Source organism: Lentzea sp. NPDC060358, assembly GCF_042725365.1.
Lineage (GTDB): Bacteria > Actinomycetota > Actinomycetes > Mycobacteriales > Pseudonocardiaceae > Lentzea.
This window is the reverse complement of the sequence record NZ_JBHXCW010000059.1, coordinates 19,679-37,506: the sequence shown is the minus strand read 5'-3', so window position 1 is coordinate 37,506 and position 17,828 is coordinate 19,679. Positions and strand designations below refer to the sequence as shown.

Below are 17,828 nucleotides of genomic sequence, written 5' to 3'. Positions count from 1 at the left end.
GTTCGCCGTCACGGCAGGCTGATCCCGTGCCGGTCGGCCAGCTTCTTCTCGATCTCCGCGATCACGCAGGCGATCGTCGACGGGTTGAGCCGTCCCTCTCCGAAGTGGACGACGGTCTTCGCGAACTCGTCCGCCGCCAGCGCCCGGCACTCGGCGTTGAGCGAGTGGTGGTCGACCTCGGCCCCGCGGAAGATCTCGAGCGGCTTGCGGCCGAAGATGACCTCGAACTCCTCCCAGCCCCGCATCGTCCAGTAGGTGCCGGGGGAGGAGACACCCGTCGCCCGCAGCCACCTCCACATGTACTGCGGGTCCTGGTGGCTCGGCGCCTCACGGCGGCACCGCGCGCACAGCAGCACGAGGTTGTCCGCGTTGTCGCTCCCACCCAGCGCCACCGGCACGATGTGGCACTTCTCGAGCCTGGTCCTGTAGCCGCACCGCCAGCAGCGTTCGTGCGCCGTGCTCCAGTCGACGGCCATCTCGACCTCGTGCTCGACCCAGTACGCCACTATCTGCGTGGTGCTAGCCGCCATCTGTCCTCCCCAGTCGTTGCCGTATCTGTCGCTGACGAAGGCGATTCCGTTTCACGTATGCGCAACTGGTAGAACAATGTGACCAAAGGGGAGAGATGCCTTCGTTCGACGACTTGCGCCGCTACCTGCTCGGCCAGCTCAACGCCGCCGTTCGCCGCCCCGGGATGTACGGCGGCGAAGCGGTGATCCTCACCCTGCTCGACGCCCTGGCGTTCGCCGACGACCGCACCGACCGGTGGCAGGCCGAGCTCGACGCGCTGGTGAAGCGGGGCGCGGCGAACGCGGCGATGGTCAGCGGCGCGGTGCACGAGGTCCTCGGTCACCGCAGCGAGGACGTGATGGCGTCGGTGTACGCCGATCTCGCGCACCGGCAGGGCTGGCTGTCGCTCGACTCCGACAGCAGGATCCCCGGCGTGCTGGGCGAACGCGACTGCCTGCTCGACGACGTGATCGCGGAGTACGGCGAGCCGCCGCTGTGGCTCGGCGGCACGAACCCCAAGTACTCGAAGACGCTCGGCTACCCGGACCGCTCGGGGTCGCTGGTGTTCTTCCACTTCATGCCGGAGCTGCGGCTGATGGCGACGAGGCGCGGTGAGGGCGGCTTCCGCGACAGCTTCGTCTTCACGCCCGCCGGGCTGACGCGCTGACCTCGCCGCACTCCCGAATTCAGCTGCCCCTGGCGGGAAAGCCGGGTAAAATCGCAGGTGATGCGCACTGTTCTGCATTCTCGCGCGCGCCTGGACCTCGCATACGACTCGCTCGCCGGCCTCTCCGTCGGCGACGCCCTGGGCGCCCAGTTCTTCATGGTCGGCCGCTCGCTGCCCGACCTCGTGGCCGGCAAGCCGCCACGAGGGCCGTGGGAGTGGACCGACGACACCGAGATGGCCTGCAACCTGGTCGCCGAGCTCCGCGACCACGGCGAGGTGGACCGGGACCGGCTCGCCGCGACGTTCGCCGACCGCTGTGAGCCCAACCGCGGGTACGGCGTGGGAGCCTTCACCATCCTGCGCAAGATCCGCCAGGGCACGCCGTGGCAGGAAGCGGCCTCCGCCGCCTTCGGCGGGCAGGGTTCGTGCGGCAACGGCGCCGCGATGCGGGTCGCCCCGCTGGGCGCGTACTTCGCCGACAGCCCGGACACCGTCACCGCACAGGCGATCCGCGCCAGCGAGGTGACGCACCAGCACCCGGAAGGCATCGCGGGCGGTGTGGCGGTGGCGCACGCGTCGGCCATCGCGGCCAAGGCGCGGCTCACCGGGACGCCGCCTCCCGACCTGCTCGGCAGCGTCCTCGGACACCTCGGGGAATCGTTCGTGCGCAAGGGGATCGAGAAGGCGCGCGCGATCGGTGACGCCGAGGAAGCCGCGTACGTCCTCGGCAACGGCTCCCGAGTCACGGCGCAGGACACCGTGCCGTTCACCCTCTGGGTCGCCGCCCACCACCTCGACGACTACCGCGCCGCCATCACGGCGTGCGTCCGCGCGGGCGGAGACGTCGACACGACGGCCGCGATCGTCGGCGGCATCGTCGCGACCCCGCCGCCGGAGTGGCGCGCGGAACGCGAACCCCTCCCGGACTGGGTGAGCCGCGGCTGACGCAGAACCTGATTTATTCATCACGTGTTGAGTTCGGGGTGGAACGCTCGTACCCTCCTCTCCAGGGGAACCCGGAGGGAGCAACCATGGCGCTCACCATCGACCTCGGCGGGATCGACGGCACGATGCTCGCCGTCGTGGGCGGCAAGGCCGCGAACCTCGGCGAGCTCACCCGGGCCGGTTTCCCGGTGCCCCAGGGCTTCTGCGTCACCACGGCGGCCTACCGCACCGTTGCGCGAGCCGGCGAACTGGCGAACGCCACCCCGGAGAACGACCGTCGCGTGCTGCTGGAAACCCCTGTGCCGCAAGAAGTCCGGGACGCGATCACCGCCGGGTACCGCGCGCTGGGTGAGGACGTGCCGGTCGCGGTGCGGTCCAGCGCGACGGCGGAGGACCTGCCGTTCGCGAGCTTCGCGGGCCAGCAGGACACGGTCCTCAACGTCGTCGGCGAGGACGCGGTGGTCGACGCCGTGCGCCGGTGCTGGGCGTCGCTGTGGACCGACCGCGCGGTGAGCTACCGCGAGACCAACGGCATCGACCACGCCACGACCCACCTGGCCGTCGTGGTGCAGCGGATGGTGCAGTCCGCGGTCTCCGGCGTGATGTTCACCGCGAACCCGGTCACCGGCAAGCGCGACCAGATCGTCGTCGACGCGAGCCCCGGACTCGGCGAGTCCGTCGTGTCCGGCGCGGTCAACCCCGACCACTTCGTCGTCGACGGCGGCGAGATCGTCGAGAAACGCCTGGGGGACAAGAGGGTCGTCATCCGCTCACGGCCCGGTGGCGGCACCGAGCGGGTCGAGGCCGGTGAGAACGCGCAGCCCTGCCTGACCGACGGCCAGGTCCACGCGCTCGCCGTCCTGGGCCGCAAGGTGGCGCGGCACCACGGCACACCGCAGGACATCGAGTGGGCCATCGACGCCGAAGGGGACCTGCACCTCACCCAGGCGCGGCCGATCACGACGCTGTTCCCGTTGCCGGACAACCCGGACGGCGGCGCGCACGTCTACTTCTGCTTCAGCCTCGCGCAGGGGCTCGAGCGCCCGATCACGCCGATGGGACGCGCGGCGTTCCGCGAGATCGCCCGAGCCGCCTTCGAGATCGTGATCGGCGACCCCGCGAGCAAGTCCTGTGTGGAGGCCGGGGAGCGCATCTTCTTCGACGTCACGAAGGTGATGCGCAGCAAGGTGGGCCGCGAGTTCGTGACCCGCCTGCTCTCGGTGATGGAAGCCCGGTCGTCCGAGGTGCTGCGCGTGCTGTTCGACGACCCGAGGTTCGCGGTCAGGAACTCCTCGCCGACGCCCGCCCTCCGACGCCTCGTGCGGCTCGCCCGCCGGTTCCACGTGCCGGCGACGGTCGTGAAGGCACTGGTGAACCCCGAAAAGGCCGTGCGGACGGCGATGCTGATGGAACGCGAGGTGCTGGACAGGGCCGCGGCCCTGCCGATCGACCAGGCGCTGCGGCAGTGCGTCGTCCCCGTGCTGCCGGGGCTCGCGCCCACGGCGCTGGTCGGGTTCGCGATGCTCGGCCTGGCCGGCAAGGTCGTGCAGACCCGGCCGGGGGAGCTGCAGACCGTGCTGCGCGGCCTGCCCAACAACGTCACCACCGAGATGGACCTCGCGATGTGGGACGTCGCCGAGGAGATCCGCCGCGATCCGGGTGCGCTGGAACAGTTCCGCGCCGGCGGCCGGCCCGCCGCGCTGGAGGCTTTCCTGGCCAGGTGGGGGCACCGGGCCGTCGCGGAGATCGACCTCGGCCTGCCCCGGTGGTCCGACGACCCGGCGCACGTGGCCGGCGTCGTGCGGAACTTCCTGCTGCTGGAGGAGGACCAGGCCCGGCCGGACGCGGTGTTCGCGCGCGGTGCCGCCGAAGCCGAGGCGATGATCGAGACCCTCGCCCGGCGGGCGCGGGGACGCGGCTGGCTGGTGCGCTTCGCGTTGCGCCGCACCAGGGTGCTCGCCGGGCTGCGGGAGTACCCGAAGTACCTGGTCATCACCCTGTTCGGCGCGCTGCGCACGCGGATCGCGCACGCCGGCGCCCAGCTCGTCGAGGACGGGCGCCTCGACGCCGCGGACGACGTGTTCTTCCTCGACCTGGAGGAAATGCGCTCCACCAGCGGAGATCTGCGCGCGGTCGTCGCCGCACGGCGCGAGGTCTACAACCGCGAGATGCGGCGCAGGCGCATCCCGCGCGTGCTGCTGTCGGACGGGACGGAACCCGAGGCGGTGAGCCACGGAGTCCCGGCGGAGGGCGACCTCGTCGGCACCCCGGCGTCGGCGGGCACGGTCACCGGCATCGCGCGGGTCGTCATGGACCCCGTTGGAGCCCACCTCGAACCCGGCGAGATCCTGGTCGCGCCGTCGACGGACCCGGGGTGGACGCCGCTGTTCCTGACCGCGGGCGGTCTCGTGATGGAGATGGGCGGCGCGAACTCGCACGGTGCCGTCGTGGCGAGGGAGTACGGGATCCCGGCGGTCGTGGGCGTCCGCGAGGCCGTGACGAGGATCAGGACCGGCGAGCGGATCACCGTGGACGGCGGCACGGGCGCGGTGATCACGGCCGAACGGCCCGTCGAACTCTCGCAAAGCCTGGCGGACGCGTAATCTCGGAGGCGTGGCCGAGACCAACAAGGGCGAGCTGACCAAGACCCAGCAGGGCATCGCCGACTACCTGCTGCGCGCGGGCGTGGACGGCTTCGGGCCGTTCAAGAGCGCCCGCGAGGCCGCGTCCGACGCGCTCGCCAAGAAGGGCGACGAGGTCGCCGCGATCAAGCACCTCATCCGCACCCACGTGGCGCTCGCGGGCGCCCAGGGCTTCATCACGAACCTCGGCGGCCTGATCACGCTGCCCGTCTCGCTGCCGTCCAACGTCGCGGCCACGTACGTGATCCAGACGCACCTGATCGCGTCCATCGCGGCCTTGCGCGGCCACGACGTCGACAGCGAAGAGGTGCAGACGGCCATCCTGCTGTGCCTGCTCGGCAACGCCGGTACCGAGCTGTTCAAGAAGGTCGGCATCAAGCAGTTCACCAAGAAGGCCGCCTCGGCCCTCATCACGAAGTACGGCACGAAGAAGCTCGGGAGCATCGCCGCGAAGGGCGTCCCGGTGCTCGGCGGCGTCATCGGCGGTGGTGTCGACGCCGCCTCGACCCGTGCGGTCGGCGCGTTCGCGAACCGGTACTTCACCCAGTCGGAGCTCCTCCCGAAGACCGACTCGGCGCCGCCGAAGGTCATCGACGGCGAAGTGCTGCACGTCGAGATCGAGGAAGCCGACGGAACGACCGATGCGCGCTAGCTCAGCCGGTCGCGTGCGGCGCTGAACGCGTCGGACGGGATCAGCACCCCTCCGCTGAACGGGTTCTGCAGCTGGTGGATCGCGAACAGCAGCAGCACCAGCGTGGAGGTGAGCGTGATCGTGATCAGCAGCTGCGAGAGCAGGTTCGGCCCGCCGAACAGGAACGGGAACAGCAGCGACAGCAGCGTGCCGATCACCAGCGCCAGCCACACGACGGGGTTGACGCCGTTGTCCGCCGCCTCCAGCCGCTCCTGCCGGGCCTGGTAGACCTCCCAGAGCTGGTTCGCGGCCTCGGTCTTGCGGTCCTCCTGCCAGTCGCCCTCCGGCGCGGTCGTCGCGATCGTCTCCTTGAGCCGGTTCAGCGTGAGCCAGCCCCGGTTGTCGACGTCCTCGCCGTCGCGCATCCGCGGCCACTCGTCCTGCACGACGGTCGAGACGTAGTCGCGGCTGAGCTGGTCGACCCTGGACTTCGCGGGCTCCGGCAGCGACGAGGCCGACCAGTTCACGGCGACGAGCGCGTTGGCCTCCTTCTGCACCTGCTCCTCCGCGCTGTTGGCGGCGTCGAACAGCGAGATCAGGATGAACGCCACGAGCACGGCGTGCAGGCCGGCGACGATGCTGAACACCGAGCCGCCCGCACCGAGGTTCTTCTCGCTCACCTCGTCCGAGCCGAACCGGCGGGCGATGACGACGAGGACGGCGGAGATGGTCGCGGCACCCAGAACCCAGAGCGTGCCGCTGAGGTAAATGCTCAATTCGGCTCCTTTCTTGGTGTGGGATTAGACCACGGTCTACTGTGGCCGGTACAGCGCGGTCGGCTTCACGAGCAATGGTCAGGTGGAAATGCACGGCAACAGCACGAATACCCGGTTGTCGTATTGGTCTGCTCCATCCCGGTGGCGGCGGGGATTGCTCGTGTCCGGCGCCGTCTCGGCTCTCGTGGTGCTTTCCACGCCGTTCACCAGCGGTGTTGCGCAGGCTGCCTCTCCGGCTTGTGGCGCTTATCAAGTGCGTTCACTCAATCGGGGACATTTTTCGACTTTCTCGGCACTCGACATGTCATCCGGTGGAGTGACAGAAATAGCTCGGCTGGACTACGTGCTGAATGCGCTGGGCTACTCGCCCGCATTGGGGCGGCTGGTCGGGCTCACGTCGAAAGGCGGCCATTGGTGGAAGAACCCGTCGCACGTCGTTCTCGTCGACACCCGGGGCGCGGTCAGCGACCTCGGCCCCGTTGACGCGCACTGGTTCCGCACGGACGACGTGTCGGCGGGCGCGGTCGTCGGCACGACGTTCTACGTGCGCGACACCGCGCGGTTGCACGCGATCGACATCGACCCGGCCAGCCCGACCTACCTGGAGGTCGTGCGCACCGTCGTGCTCGGCTGGCCCGCGCTGGCGCTCGACGACTTCACGCCGAACCCGGCGACCGGCGCGTTCACCGGCGTCTGGGCCGGGGGCCACGGGCCGGGCGAGGTCGTCACGTTCGACCCGGCGACCGGGCGGGTGCTGAGCAGGACCGAGATCGCCGGCCTGCCGGGCAAGTCCACCTACGGCGCCGTCGTGGTCGACGCGGCGGGCACCGTCCACGCCGTGAACAACGGCCACCAGGGCCGCAGCCGCGTGTACCGGATCACCGGGACGTCCGCGGTGGAACTGTCGGCGGGCGAGCCGATGGGCATGGTCGACGCGGCGGGCTGCCTGCCGGCGCCCATGCCGCCGCGTGCCGAGCCGCCCGCGCCCCGTCCCGAGGCGCCGCTGCCCCCGGCGCCCGCTCCCGTTCTCCCGCCCGCTCCGGTGCCCGCACCCGTTCCCGCGCCGGCGGCCGTCGTGGCTCCGGTCGTGCCGCCGCCTGCCGTGGTGGCGCCGCCCGCTTCCGTTGCGCCGCAACCGGTTCCGGTGCGCGCGGCTCGCGAGAAGACCGAACCGCGCCAGGACCTCGCGCTGGAGGCCGAGAGCACGCCGCTGACCAAGTCGCGCAAGTGGGCGATGGTCACGATCGTCCTCGTGATGCTGGGTGCCGGTGCGGCGGCCGCCCGGGCCCGCGGTTAATTCGGTTGGCGTGCCAGGGCGACGTCGCTAGCGTTGGAGCCATGTTCTTCATCTGATGAAGCTCCGCAGCGCTCTCGACGCTCGCCTCGCGACCTCTTGTCGCACTCGGTGACCCTTCCGCGGGTCCTCTCTCACGGCCGACTTTCCGCCGTGCCCTTGCACGCCCTCTTCGCGAGGAGGCTTTCGCATGCCTGCCACCACCCCGCCCGAGCCGGGCAACCGCGCCGCACGCCGTGCGCGCAAGCGTTCCCAGGACCAGAACACGCAGTTCCCGCTGCCTCGGCAGCGGGCGCCGATGGTCCAGCCGCGCCAGTTCGCGACCCGTCGCCGCGGAGGATCCGCGTAGCCGACGCCGGACCAGGCGCGACACCGCGGGGGACGCGTTCGTTCATTCGAGCGCGTCCCCTGCTCCCTTTGAGGCACGGCCTCCCGTTCCGTCCGGATCCGATCTAGCCTGAGTTGCCTGACCGGACCGGCAGTATCGGAGGCGCCAGATGAGGATTGCTGACGTTGTGCGGGCCAAGGGATCGGCGGTCGCGACGATCGACCAGGACCTCCCGGTGTCCGAACTGCTCAGAACGCTGGCCGACCACAACGTCGGCGCGATCGTCGTCGTCGGGCCGTCCGGTCTGGCGGGCATCGTGTCCGAACGCGACGTCGTCCGCCACCTGCACGAGAGCGGCGCCGGCCTGTTGTCCGCGCCGGTCTCGTCGATCATGACCGCCGACGTCTACACCTGCTCGCCGTCCGACACGGTCGACGACCTCACGGTCGTGATGACCGAACGGCGCTTCCGCCACGTGCCCGTGGTGTCGGACGGGGAACTGGTCGGCATCGTCAGCATCGGCGACGTCGTGAAGAGCCGGATCGGCCAGCTCGAACAGTCCCAGGACCAGCTGCAGGCCTACATCGCCCAGGGCTGACCGTGACCTTGCACCTCTGACGCGCACTGATATATCGGATGCCTCTGCCCGAACCGCTCTCTGTGCTGTGCGCGCAGAAGGTGGATAAGTTCGGAAGATGCTGCACGACGTCGCCGACGCCACGCGCCGATATATCAGTTCGCTCGCAGGTCACCAGCGCGAACACGCGATCCGCGCGGTCACCGACGACGACCTCCGCCACCGCTGGGCCTACACGCCCGGACCACGCCCCGGCCTGGTCCTCGGCGACCTCGACCGCGACCAGCGCAAAGCCGTCCACGGCATGCTTGCGACGGTGCTCAGTCCCCACGCCTACGCGCAGGCCGCCGCGGTCATGGCGCTGGAGGACGTCCTCGACCACCGTGAGGGCGGCAGCCGCGACCGCCACAGCGGCGACTACTGGACGATCCTGTTCGGCACGCCGGACGGCGACGACCCGTGGGGATGGCGAGTCGAGGGACACCACCTGTCCGTCAACGTCGTCGTCGCCGACGGCCACGTCTCGGCGACGCCGTTCTTCCTCGGGGCGAACCCGGCCCGCGTCACCTACCGGGGCCACGTCGTCGGCCAGCCGTTGCGCCTGGAGGAAGAGCTCGCCCGCGAACTCCTCGACCGCATGGGCCCGACCGCCCGCCGCCTCGCCGTCGTGGCGGACACCGCGCCGCACGACATCCGCACCGGCAACGCCCCGCGCATCAGCCCGTCCGACCCGGTCGGCGTGACGCCGGCCCAGCTCGGCAAACCCGCGGGCGAACTGCTGGTCGACATCGTCCGCTTCTACCTCGACCGGCTCGCGTTCGAGCTGGCCGACGACGAGTTCGACCGCCTCGACCGGGACCGCCTGCACTTCGCGTGGGAGGGCTCGCTGCGCCGCGGCGAGGGTCACTACTACCGCATCCAGGGCCCGGACCTGCTCATCGAGTACGACAACACGGCCAACGAGGCCAACCACGTCCACACCGTCTGGCGTCGCCATTCGGGTGACTTCGGCGACGACCTCCTCGCCGCCCACTACGAGGCGTCACGGCACACTGTCGCCCGTGGAGTGGCCCAGAACGGTTGACGACGCCGTCGCGATGCAAGAGCGCCTGCGCACCCAGGTGATCACCACCAGTGCTCCCGAACTGCGCATCGATACCGTCGCAGGCTTGGACGTCGGCTATCGCGGCGACGACGCCGTCGTAGGCGTGTGCGTGGTGTTCGACGCGAAGACGCTGGAAGTCGCCGACGAGGTCGTCGTCGAGGACACGACGGACTTCCCCTACATCCCCGGCCTCTTCGCGTTCCGCGAGATGCCGGTGCTGCTCCGCACCCTCGACCGGGTGACCGTCGCCCCGGACCTGCTGGTCGCGGACGGCCAGGGCCTCGCACACCCGCGCCGGTTCGGCCTCGCGTGCCACCTGGGCGTGCACACCGGCATCCCGAGCATCGGCGTCGCCAAGAACGCGATGGGCTCGTTCGACGCACCGGGTGAGAAGCGAGGGGCGGCGAGCGACCTCGTCATGGACGACGAGGTCGTCGGTAGGGCACTGCGGACGCAGGACGGCGTGAAGCCCGTCTTCGTCTCGGTCGGCCACAAGATCGACCTGGACCGGGCGTGCGCCGAGGTGCTGCGCCTCGCCCCGCGCTACCGGCTCCCCGAGACGACCCGCCGCGCCGACACCCTCACTCGGCGGGCTGCTTCGTCGGGGTGAAGCTCAGCAGCACGAGCAGGATCGCACCGCAGACCAGCGCGATGTCCGCGATGTTGCCGACGAACCAGCCGTTGTAGTCGATGAAGTCGACGACGTGCCCGCGCGCGAAGCCCGGCGGCCGGAACAGCCGGTCGAGCAGGTGCGTCGTCGCGCCGCCCAGCATCAGCGCGAGCGCGGCCGCCCGCAGCTTCGGCTGCGGCTGCAGGCCGTACCGCGCGAGCAGCACGACGGCGACGGCGGCGACGATCGTGAAGATCCACGTCGACCCCGCGCCGATCGAGAACGCGGCACCGGGGTTGTAGAGCAGCCTGAACTGCAGGAACTCCCCGAGCACGGGGATGGGCGCGCGGCCCGTCAGCGCGCTCTCGGCCCAGAACTTAGTGGCCTGGTCCAGCAGCAGCACGAGCACGGCGATGCCCACGACGAGCGGCACGCGGCGAGAGGTGGTGGTGTCCATTTGCGGACGAGCGTAGTTAAGAACACCACCACTCGGCACTAGACCCTGGTCACGCGTCGAACGCGCCGACGTCGTCGACCTCGGCGGCCGCCCGGAAATCCTCCTCCAACGTCACCGATCGTTCGTCGGTGTCGTAGTCGACGCAGATGCGCCACCGTCCGTCGATGCGCCGCGCATAAGTGTGGAAGCGGCCGTAGAACGTGCGCTGGTCGCCGTCTGTCCGCGTCGCCACCATCTGGAAGATGCCGCGCTCGCTCGCGAGGTCGCCGGACGCGATGCGCTCGACGAACCGGAACGACATCGCCACCGAGCTGCCGCGGCCGGCGAGCTCGGCGAACCACTCCCCGACCTGCGCCGAGTACTCCGCGAACCCGATCACCTGCTTCGCCGGTCCGCCGGCCCGGATCAGCTCCGGCACGTGCAGCGCCAGGAACGCCGGTGCGTCCAACCGCGCGTAGGCCTGCCGGAACGGATGCCAGATGTCGTCGTTGAGCTGCCGAGCCACGTCGCTGTCCACGACTGGAGAAGCTAGCGCGGGCACAGCCCCGGCTTCACCCGGAATTTCCTCCGAACAGCAACGGATGAGCATCGACGATCTTGCGGGCGACGGTGACGGAGTCGACCAGCGGATGCATCGCGAGCGCTTTCACCGCATGTGCGCGCTCGCCGCTGATAGCGGCCTTGATGGTGGCGCGCTCCACGGCCTTGAGCGACGTCACGAGTCCAACGCCCTCGTCGGGAACCTGGCTCACCGCGACGGGCCGTGCGCCGTTGGCGTCGACGAGGCTCGGCACCTCGACGACGGCGTCGGCGTCCAGGCACGACAGCGTGGTCCGGTTCGGGACGTTGAGGATCAGCGTCGTGCGCCGGTCGGACGCGATCGCGTGCATCAGATCGAGCGCGACCCGGTCATACCCGCCGCCGTCGAGGTCGTCGGCGTCGCGGTCCTCGTCGCGGGTCTCGGACATGTAGGTCTGCTCGCGCTCGAGCCGCGTCCGTTCCCAGCTGTCCAGCGATGGCTCGGCGTAGAACCGTTTCTGCTGCTCCAGCAAGAACGCCCCACGCGACGCACCGGCCTGCACGGCCTCACGCGTGAAGTAGTAGTAGTGCAGGTACTCGTTCGGAATCGCGCCCAACGTCCGCAGCCACTCGGCGCCGAAGAGCTTGCCCTCCTCGAACGACTCCAGCCGCTCGGTGTCGGCGAGCAGGTCCGGCAGCACGTCCCGCCCGCGCACGCGCAGACCGCGCAGCCACCCGAGGTGGTTGAGCCCGGCGTAGTCGAGCCACGCGTCCCCGGGACGCACGCCGACAGCCCGCGCGACCCGTTTGCCGAGCCCGACGGGGGAGTCGCAGATGCCGATGACGCGGTCGCCGAGGTGCGCCGCCATCGCCTCGGTGACCATGCCGGCGGGATTGGTGAAGTTGATGACCCACGCATCCGGCGCGTGCACTGATATACGACGTGCGATGTCGAGCGCGACGGGGACGGTGCGCAACCCGTACGAGACCCCGCCCGCCCCGACCGTCTCCTGCCCGAGCACCCCGCACCCGGCCGCGACGCCCTCGTCGGCCGCGCGTCCGGCGAGGCCACCGACGCGGATCGCCGAGAAGACGAAGTCCGCTCCGCGCACCGCCTCGTCGAGGTTCGTCGACGTCGTCACGGACGGAGCATCCGATATATCAGTCGCGAGCTCGGCGAGGACACCGCTCACCGCGGCGAGCCGCGACGCGTCGAGGTCGTGCAGCACGACCTCGGTGACGCGACCGGGCGACCTGTCGGCGAGAAGCGCGCGGTAGACGAGCGGCACGCGGAAGCCGCCGCCCCCCAGGATGACCAGCCTCATGCCTCGACCACGTCCATTCGCATCTCCCGCAGTGCGCACGACAAGGTCGATCTTACATTTTCGGATGCGGGATCAGGCGAATTGCCCAGAGGGTTCCGCGCACGGCGGATCCGTGATAGAAAAAATGGCTTTGTGTTTTCGGAATATATTTTCCGGGAAGACTGATTTATTGTATCACAGGGGGCAAGGTGTTGGCGAGCGAACAGGCACGGATCACCGCTCTGTATGAAAAGCTCGATCAAGAACGGAACAAAGCGGCCGCGGACCTCGCGGCGGCATTGCGGGACACCACCACCGAAAGACTCGACCGCGAGGCGACTGTCGGGGTTCTGACCAGGCGGTTCGGCAAGTACCGCGCGGCGGAGGAGGGCTTGTGCTTCGGCCGCATCGACTCCGAGAGGGGCGACTGCGCCTACATCGGCCGCGTCGGGCTGTTCGACGACGAATTCGAACCACTGCTGCTCGACTGGCGCGCACCGGCCGCGCGCCCGTTCTACACGGCGACCGCCGCGAACCCGGAAGGCGTGGTCCTGCGCCGGCACTTCCGCGTCCGTGATCGAGAACTGCGCGATTTCCACGACGACGAACTGCTGACCGACACGACGGCGCTCCTCGACGCGCTTGATGCGCCCCGCACCGCGACGATGCGCGACATCGTCTCGACGATCCAGGCCGAGCAGGACGAGATCATCCGGTTCTCCGGCCCCGGCGTCCTGGTGATCGAGGGCGGCCCCGGCACCGGCAAGACCGCCGTGGCCCTGCACCGCGTCGCCTACCTGCTCTACACGCGGCGCGAACGGTTGTCGCGGCACGGCGTCCTGATCATCGGCCCGAACACCGGGTTCCTGCGCTACGTCGGCGACGTCCTGCCGTCGCTGGGGGAGACCGACGTCGTGTTCGCGACGCCCGGCGAGCTCTACCCCGGCGTCGCCACCGACCTCGAGGACAGCCCCCGGCTGCAACGCCTCAAGGGCGACCTCTCCGTCCTGGACCTGCTGGCCATCGCCGTCGCCGACCGCCAGGAGCTCCCCGACGAACCCATCGACATCGAGCTCGAGGACGTCGTCGTCCCCCTCGACGCGCACATCGCCGCCATGGCGAGGGAGAAGACCCGCTACTACGGCCTGCCGCACAACGCGGCCCGCAAGTACTTCTTCCTCGCGCTGGCCGAGGAGCTCGTCGCCCCCGCGATGCGGCTCATCGGCGTCGACTGGCCGGAGATCGAGGAGGACGTACGCCACGAACTGCGCCACAGCACCGAGCTGCGCGCCGCCGTCGACAGGCTGTGGCCCGAGCTCACCCCGGAGCAGCTGCTCGCCGACCTCTACGCGGGCCGGTGCTTCCGCATCGCCGTGCCGGAGCTGTACCGGGAGGACGCCGACGTGTGGACGGTGTCCGACGTGCCGTTGCTCGACGAGCTCGCCGACCTGCTCGGCTCCGACGGGGCGTGGGAACGCGCGGAGAGGAGGGAGGAAGAGGAACAGCTCGAGTACGCCCGCGGGGTGATGGACGTCCTGTCCATCGACAAGCGCGCCGACTCCGACGAGTACATCGTCACCGACTTCGTCAACGCCGAGGTGCTCGCCTCCCGTCACGAGGTGCGCGACCGCCGCTCTCTCGCCGAACGCGCCGCCGAAGACCGCACTTGGACGTACGGGCACGTCGTCGTCGACGAAGCGCAAGAGCTGTCCGCGATGGACTGGCGCGTGCTGCTGCGCCGGTGCCCCAACAAGTCCATGACCATCGTCGGCGACCTGGCCCAGCGCCAGGCAGCGGGCGGCGTCCGCAGCTGGGGTTCGGTGTTCGACCGGTTCACCTACCGTCGGCTCGAGGTCAACTACCGCACGCCCGGCGAGATCATGGCCGTCGCGACCCCGGTGCTGAAGCTCGTCGACCCCGACTCGCCGGCGCCGGTCTCGGTGCGCGAGAGCGGCACGCGCCCGTGGGCCCGCCAGGTGACTGATATATCGGCTGCCGTGCGCGACGAGCTCGACGCGCACGCCGCCGAGCGCACCGGCCGCACGATCGCGGTCATCGGCGAAGGCTGGATGCCGCCGCGCGCGTCGAAGGGGCTGGAGTTCGACGTCGTCCTCGTCGTCGAGCCTCAGCGCATGTCACCCAGCGAGCTGTACGTGGCGTTGACGAGGGCGACACAACGGCTCGGCGTCCTGCACACCGAACCGCTGCCCCGTCACCTACGAGGTCTCCTCTGACACCCACGCGAGGTAGTCGTCGTTGCCCCCGACCACGGGGGTGACGACGACCTCGGGCACGTCGTAGGTGTGTTGCGCCTTGATGTGCTCGACGAGTTCGTCGGCGCGGAGGACGGACGTCTTCACGACGCACTGCCACTCCGCGTCAACGCGCACTTCACCGTCCCACCGGTACACGCTGCGAATCGGCACGATCTGCACGCACGCACCGAGACGTGCCTCGACGATGTTCTTCGCCAGCGACTCCGCGGCCTCGGCGGAGTCGACGGTCGTGGTCACCACGCACACACCACTCACAGCGCGTCGATCTCCTTCAGCAACTGGTCCTTCAGCTCCACGGGTGCGTACGACGCGCGCACGGCCGCCCGTGCGAGTCCGGCGAGCTCGTCCCGCCCGAAGCCGAACTGCTCGTGGCACAGCAGGTACTCGCGGTCGAGATCGGTGTGGAACATGCCGGGGTCGTCGGTGCTGATGGTGACCGGCACACCTGCCTCCACGAGCCGTGGCAACGGGTGCTCGTCGAGCGACTTCACCGCACCCGTGCGGATGTTCGACGTCGGGCAGACCTCGACGACGACGCCCTCGTCCGCGAGGTGCCGCAGCAGCTCCGGGTCCTGGACCGCGCTGACGCCGTGCCCGACGCGTTCCGCGCGCAGCTCGCGCACCGCCGCCCAGATCTCGCTCGGCGGCGTCGTCTCCCCGGCGTGCGGCACCATGTGCAGCCCGGCGTCGCGCGCCACCGCGAACGCCTCCCGGAACTTCGCCCTGGGCGAGTCCGCCTCGAACCCGCCCAGCCCGAACCCGACCAGTCCCTCCGGCCGGTGCTCGGCGGCGAACCTCGCACTCGTCATGCCCCAGTCCCGGTCCCAGACGCCGGGCACGTCGAAGATCCACTGCAACGCGACGCCGTGCACGGCGAGCGCTTCCTCGCGTCCCGCCGCCAACGCCTCGACGAGCTCTTCCGGCGCGATGCCGGCCCGCAGGTGGCTCGTCGCGCTGATCGTCAGTTCCGCGTACCGCACGTTGGTGCGCGCGGCGTCACGGGCGTACCCGACGACGAGGGTGCGGACGTCCTCGCCGGTGGTGACGAGGTCGTTGACGACTCCGTAGACGTTGATGAAGTGCCTGAAGTCCGTGAACTCGTAGAACTTTCGCAGTGCGTCCTCGTCGGCCGGCACCCGTCCGCCGGGGTGGTTGCGGGCCAGGGCGAGGACGGTGTCCGCGGACGCCGCGCCCACGAGGTGGACGTGCAGCTCGGCTTTCGGCAGCGCGTGGACGAAGTCGGAAATGTGCACGGCCCATGCTCTCAGGTCAAGAGCCGTTCGACGGGTGACATGTCTTGCAGTCAGAGGAGAGGGTGCAGGGCGAATCCCTGTATCTAGCTTCCGCATTGGGGGTGCCTCGTGAGGGGCGCACGAAGAGTCGCACTGCTGACGGCGGTGCTGGTACTGCCATTCCTGCCCGCGACGGCCCAAGCCGTTGAGGGCCCGGTGTTCCAGGACGGCGAGGCACAACCCGTCTTCGACCCGAAGGACGTGGTGAAGGAGAGCCTCTGGGTCCGCGCACCGGTCGACAGCGACCGCGACGGCAAGGACGACGAGGTCTACACCGAGGTCGTCCGTCCGCGCGCGACCGAACGGGGCCTTAAGGTGCCCGTGGTCTACATGGTCAGCCCGTACTTCTCGGGCGGCAACGACGTCGCCAACCACAACGTCGACGTCGAGCTGTACGTGCCGGACAAGCGCACCGGCCGTGTGCTCAAGTCTTCCTCCGACGAACGCATCACCGCCGCTCTCGGCCCGAACCCGATCACGTCGGGCCGCTACGAGGCCTACTTCATCTCCCGCGGCTACGCGGTCGTCTACGCCGAGTCGCTCGGCACCGGCAAGTCCACGGGCTGCCCGACGACCGGTGACGTCAACGAGACGATCGGCGCGCGCGTCGTCGTCGACTGGCTCAACGGCCGTGCGCCCGCCCGCACCGCGACGGGTGAGGCGATCAAGGCGACCTGGTCGACCGGCAAGACCGGCATGATGGGCGTCTCCTACAACGGCACCCTGCCCAACGCCGTCGCCTCCACGGGCGTGCGCGGCCTCGAGGCCATCGTGCCGATCGCCGCGATCTCCAGCTGGTACGACTACTACCGCGCGGACGGCGCCGTCGTCGCGCCCGGCACGTTCCAGGGCGAGGACGCCGACGTGCTCGCCGAGTACGTCTACACCCGTGCCGACAGGGAGATCTGCAAGCCGGTCATCGCGGAGATCGCGAAGGACCAGGACCGGATCACCGGCGACTACAGCAAGTTCTGGGACGACCGGAACTACCTCAACGACGTGCGCAAGGTCCGCGCGGCCGTGCTCGCCGTCCACGGGCTCAACGACTCGAACGTCAAGATGACGCACGTCGAGCAGTGGTACTCGGCCTTGAAGAAGGCCGGCGCCCCGCACAAGATCTGGCTGCACCAGTCCGGGCACACCGACCCCGACACGCTGCGGTCGGCCGAGTGGCGGCGCACGCTGAACCGCTGGTTCACCCAGTACCTGTGGGGTCACCGCAACGGCGTCGACAAGGAGCCGAAGGCGACCCTGCAACGCGAGGACAAGACGTGGGTCGACGAGAAGGACTGGCCGGCTCCCGGCACGTCCGACGTCCGGCTGCGCCTCTCGCCCGGTGGTTCGGCCAAGGGCGGCCTCGCCGTTCTGCCCGGCCGCGGTGTCGAGAAGCTGACCGACGACGCGACGAAGACGGCCGAGTCGCTGATCGACCTGGCGACGTCGCCGAACCGGCTCTCCTACGCGTCGGAACCGGTGCAGAAGCCGGTGCGGTTGTCCGGCAAGTCCACGGCGCACCTGCGGCTCGCGTTCGACCGCCCCGCCGCGAACGTGACGACGCTGCTCGTCGACCGCGCCGCCGACGGCACCTCGCACGTGATCACGCGCGGTTCGACCGACCCGCAGAACAGGGAGCGGCCGGACAGGACGTCGCCGATCAAGCCCGGCAAGTTCTACGACGTCGACGTGCCGATCGTGCCGGACGACTACGTCCTGCAGGCGGGCCACCGGCTCGAGTTCGTGCTGATCTCCAGCGACTACGACTACACGCTGCGGCCGAAGCCGGGCGCAGGTCTCTCGCTGGACCTCGCCAGGTCGTCGGTGGAGCTGCCGGTCGTCGGCGGCTGGCGCACCGTCCTCCAGGCGTTCTGAGGATGCTGTCGCGCTCCGGTTCCCGG

The 17,828-nt window shown here is 70.0% G+C and carries 18 protein-coding genes; 11 read left to right on the top strand and 7 right to left on the bottom strand.

Features of this window, described 5'->3' with window-relative positions:
- Positions 1 to 8: 8 nt before the first annotated feature.
- A complete protein-coding gene (locus tag ACFWGZ_RS15470; RefSeq protein WP_382452158.1) occupies positions 9 to 530 on the bottom strand; it encodes an HNH endonuclease in 522 nt (173 codons plus the stop codon).
- A 95-nt stretch (positions 531 to 625) separates the two neighbouring features.
- On the opposite strand from ACFWGZ_RS15470, the gene ACFWGZ_RS15465 reads away from it, so the two are divergent.
- From ACFWGZ_RS15465 to ACFWGZ_RS15450, 4 genes are all read left to right on the top strand, one after another.
- A complete protein-coding gene (locus tag ACFWGZ_RS15465) occupies positions 626 to 1,177 on the top strand; it encodes a hypothetical protein (RefSeq protein ID WP_382452157.1) in 552 nt (183 codons plus the stop codon).
- A 60-nt stretch (positions 1,178 to 1,237) separates the two neighbouring features.
- Positions 1,238 to 2,122: an ADP-ribosylglycohydrolase family protein gene (locus ACFWGZ_RS15460; RefSeq protein WP_382452156.1), complete on the top strand. Its 885-nt coding sequence runs from the start codon at positions 1,238 to 1,240 to the stop codon at positions 2,120 to 2,122.
- 86 nt (positions 2,123 to 2,208) lie between these two features.
- On the top strand, positions 2,209 to 4,725 hold the full coding sequence (locus tag ACFWGZ_RS15455) for a PEP/pyruvate-binding domain-containing protein (protein WP_382452155.1): 2,517 nt from the start codon (positions 2,209 to 2,211) through the stop codon (positions 4,723 to 4,725).
- Between the two features lie 10 nt (positions 4,726 to 4,735).
- The gene (locus ACFWGZ_RS15450; protein WP_382452154.1) at positions 4,736 to 5,416 is read left to right on the top strand and encodes an EcsC family protein; all 681 of its coding nucleotides are present in this window, start codon (positions 4,736 to 4,738) and stop codon (positions 5,414 to 5,416) included.
- On the opposite strand, the gene ACFWGZ_RS15445 is transcribed toward ACFWGZ_RS15450, so the two are convergent.
- The gene (locus tag ACFWGZ_RS15445) at positions 5,413 to 6,171 is read right to left on the bottom strand and encodes a DUF4239 domain-containing protein (protein ID WP_382452153.1); all 759 of its coding nucleotides are present in this window, start codon (positions 6,169 to 6,171) and stop codon (positions 5,413 to 5,415) included. The two genes, ACFWGZ_RS15450 and ACFWGZ_RS15445, sit on opposite strands and share 4 nt — an antisense overlap.
- A gap of 343 nt (positions 6,172 to 6,514) precedes the next feature.
- Between ACFWGZ_RS15445 and ACFWGZ_RS15440 the strand changes: the two genes are divergently transcribed.
- The 5 genes from ACFWGZ_RS15440 to ACFWGZ_RS15420 all read left to right on the top strand — a co-directional run bounded on the left by ACFWGZ_RS15440 (position 6,515) and on the right by ACFWGZ_RS15420 (position 10,085).
- Positions 6,515 to 7,468: a DUF6923 family protein gene (locus tag ACFWGZ_RS15440; RefSeq protein ID WP_382452152.1), complete on the top strand. Its 954-nt coding sequence runs from the start codon at positions 6,515 to 6,517 to the stop codon at positions 7,466 to 7,468.
- 187 nt (positions 7,469 to 7,655) lie between these two features.
- Complete coding sequence (locus ACFWGZ_RS15435; RefSeq protein WP_382452151.1) at positions 7,656 to 7,814, top strand: hypothetical protein; 159 nt, start codon at positions 7,656 to 7,658, stop codon at positions 7,812 to 7,814.
- Between the two features lie 148 nt (positions 7,815 to 7,962).
- Complete coding sequence (locus ACFWGZ_RS15430; RefSeq protein WP_382452150.1) at positions 7,963 to 8,391, top strand: CBS domain-containing protein; 429 nt, start codon at positions 7,963 to 7,965, stop codon at positions 8,389 to 8,391.
- 97 nt (positions 8,392 to 8,488) lie between these two features.
- The gene (locus ACFWGZ_RS15425; RefSeq protein WP_382452149.1) at positions 8,489 to 9,454 is read left to right on the top strand and encodes a DUF3500 domain-containing protein; all 966 of its coding nucleotides are present in this window, start codon (positions 8,489 to 8,491) and stop codon (positions 9,452 to 9,454) included.
- On the top strand, positions 9,432 to 10,085 hold the full coding sequence (locus ACFWGZ_RS15420) for an endonuclease V (RefSeq protein WP_382452148.1): 654 nt from the start codon (positions 9,432 to 9,434) through the stop codon (positions 10,083 to 10,085). The genes ACFWGZ_RS15425 and ACFWGZ_RS15420 overlap by 23 nt, the downstream gene beginning before the upstream one ends.
- On the opposite strand, the gene lspA is transcribed toward ACFWGZ_RS15420, so the two are convergent.
- The 3 genes from lspA to ACFWGZ_RS15405 are packed head-to-tail and all read right to left on the bottom strand — an operon-like array spanning position 10,057 to position 12,386.
- Positions 10,057 to 10,542 (bottom strand): signal peptidase II, encoded by a 486-nt coding sequence (gene lspA, locus ACFWGZ_RS15415; RefSeq protein ID WP_382452147.1) that lies wholly within the window; start codon positions 10,540 to 10,542, stop codon positions 10,057 to 10,059. The genes ACFWGZ_RS15420 and lspA overlap by 29 nt on opposite strands.
- Positions 10,543 to 10,591: 49 nt before the next feature.
- Entirely contained in the window at positions 10,592 to 11,059 is a 468-nt protein-coding gene (locus ACFWGZ_RS15410; protein WP_382452146.1) for a YybH family protein, read from the bottom strand.
- Positions 11,060 to 11,093: 34 nt separating this feature from the next.
- A complete protein-coding gene (locus ACFWGZ_RS15405) occupies positions 11,094 to 12,386 on the bottom strand; it encodes a 6-phospho-beta-glucosidase (protein WP_382452145.1) in 1,293 nt (430 codons plus the stop codon).
- A gap of 188 nt (positions 12,387 to 12,574) precedes the next feature.
- On the opposite strand from ACFWGZ_RS15405, the gene ACFWGZ_RS15400 reads away from it, so the two are divergent.
- The gene (locus ACFWGZ_RS15400) at positions 12,575 to 14,599 is read left to right on the top strand and encodes a helicase (protein WP_382452144.1); all 2,025 of its coding nucleotides are present in this window, start codon (positions 12,575 to 12,577) and stop codon (positions 14,597 to 14,599) included.
- Here the strand turns inward: ACFWGZ_RS15400 and cutA are convergent.
- Both cutA and add read right to left on the bottom strand, forming a co-directional pair.
- Complete coding sequence (cutA, locus tag ACFWGZ_RS15395; RefSeq protein ID WP_382452143.1) at positions 14,582 to 14,881, bottom strand: divalent-cation tolerance protein CutA; 300 nt, start codon at positions 14,879 to 14,881, stop codon at positions 14,582 to 14,584. The genes ACFWGZ_RS15400 and cutA overlap by 18 nt on opposite strands.
- Positions 14,882 to 14,892: 11 nt before the next feature.
- Positions 14,893 to 15,894 carry an adenosine deaminase gene (add, locus tag ACFWGZ_RS15390; protein WP_382452142.1) on the bottom strand — a complete coding sequence of 334 codons (1,002 nt, stop codon included), beginning with the start codon at positions 15,892 to 15,894 and terminating at the stop codon, positions 14,893 to 14,895.
- A gap of 108 nt (positions 15,895 to 16,002) precedes the next feature.
- Between add and ACFWGZ_RS15385 the strand changes: the two genes are divergently transcribed.
- On the top strand, positions 16,003 to 17,802 hold the full coding sequence (locus ACFWGZ_RS15385; protein WP_382452141.1) for a Xaa-Pro dipeptidyl-peptidase: 1,800 nt from the start codon (positions 16,003 to 16,005) through the stop codon (positions 17,800 to 17,802).
- Positions 17,803 to 17,828 lie beyond the last annotated feature (26 nt).

What these genes read in the sequence shown, in the direction of transcription:
- ACFWGZ_RS15470 (WP_382452158.1), bottom strand. Translation starts at nt 530, where the DNA reads ATGGCGGCTAGCACCACGCAGATAGTGGCGTACTGGGTCGAGCACGAG.
- ACFWGZ_RS15465 (WP_382452157.1), top strand. Translation starts at nt 626, where the DNA reads ATGCCTTCGTTCGACGACTTGCGCCGCTACCTGCTCGGCCAGCTCAAC.
- ACFWGZ_RS15460 (WP_382452156.1), top strand. Translation starts at nt 1,238, where the DNA reads ATGCGCACTGTTCTGCATTCTCGCGCGCGCCTGGACCTCGCATACGAC.
- ACFWGZ_RS15455 (WP_382452155.1), top strand. Translation starts at nt 2,209, where the DNA reads ATGGCGCTCACCATCGACCTCGGCGGGATCGACGGCACGATGCTCGCC.
- ACFWGZ_RS15435 (WP_382452151.1), top strand. Translation starts at nt 7,656, where the DNA reads ATGCCTGCCACCACCCCGCCCGAGCCGGGCAACCGCGCCGCACGCCGT.
- ACFWGZ_RS15430 (WP_382452150.1), top strand. Translation starts at nt 7,963, where the DNA reads ATGAGGATTGCTGACGTTGTGCGGGCCAAGGGATCGGCGGTCGCGACG.
- ACFWGZ_RS15425 (WP_382452149.1), top strand. Translation starts at nt 8,489, where the DNA reads ATGCTGCACGACGTCGCCGACGCCACGCGCCGATATATCAGTTCGCTC.
- lspA (WP_382452147.1), bottom strand. Translation starts at nt 10,542, where the DNA reads ATGGACACCACCACCTCTCGCCGCGTGCCGCTCGTCGTGGGCATCGCC.
- ACFWGZ_RS15405 (WP_382452145.1), bottom strand. Translation starts at nt 12,386, where the DNA reads ATGAGGCTGGTCATCCTGGGGGGCGGCGGCTTCCGCGTGCCGCTCGTC.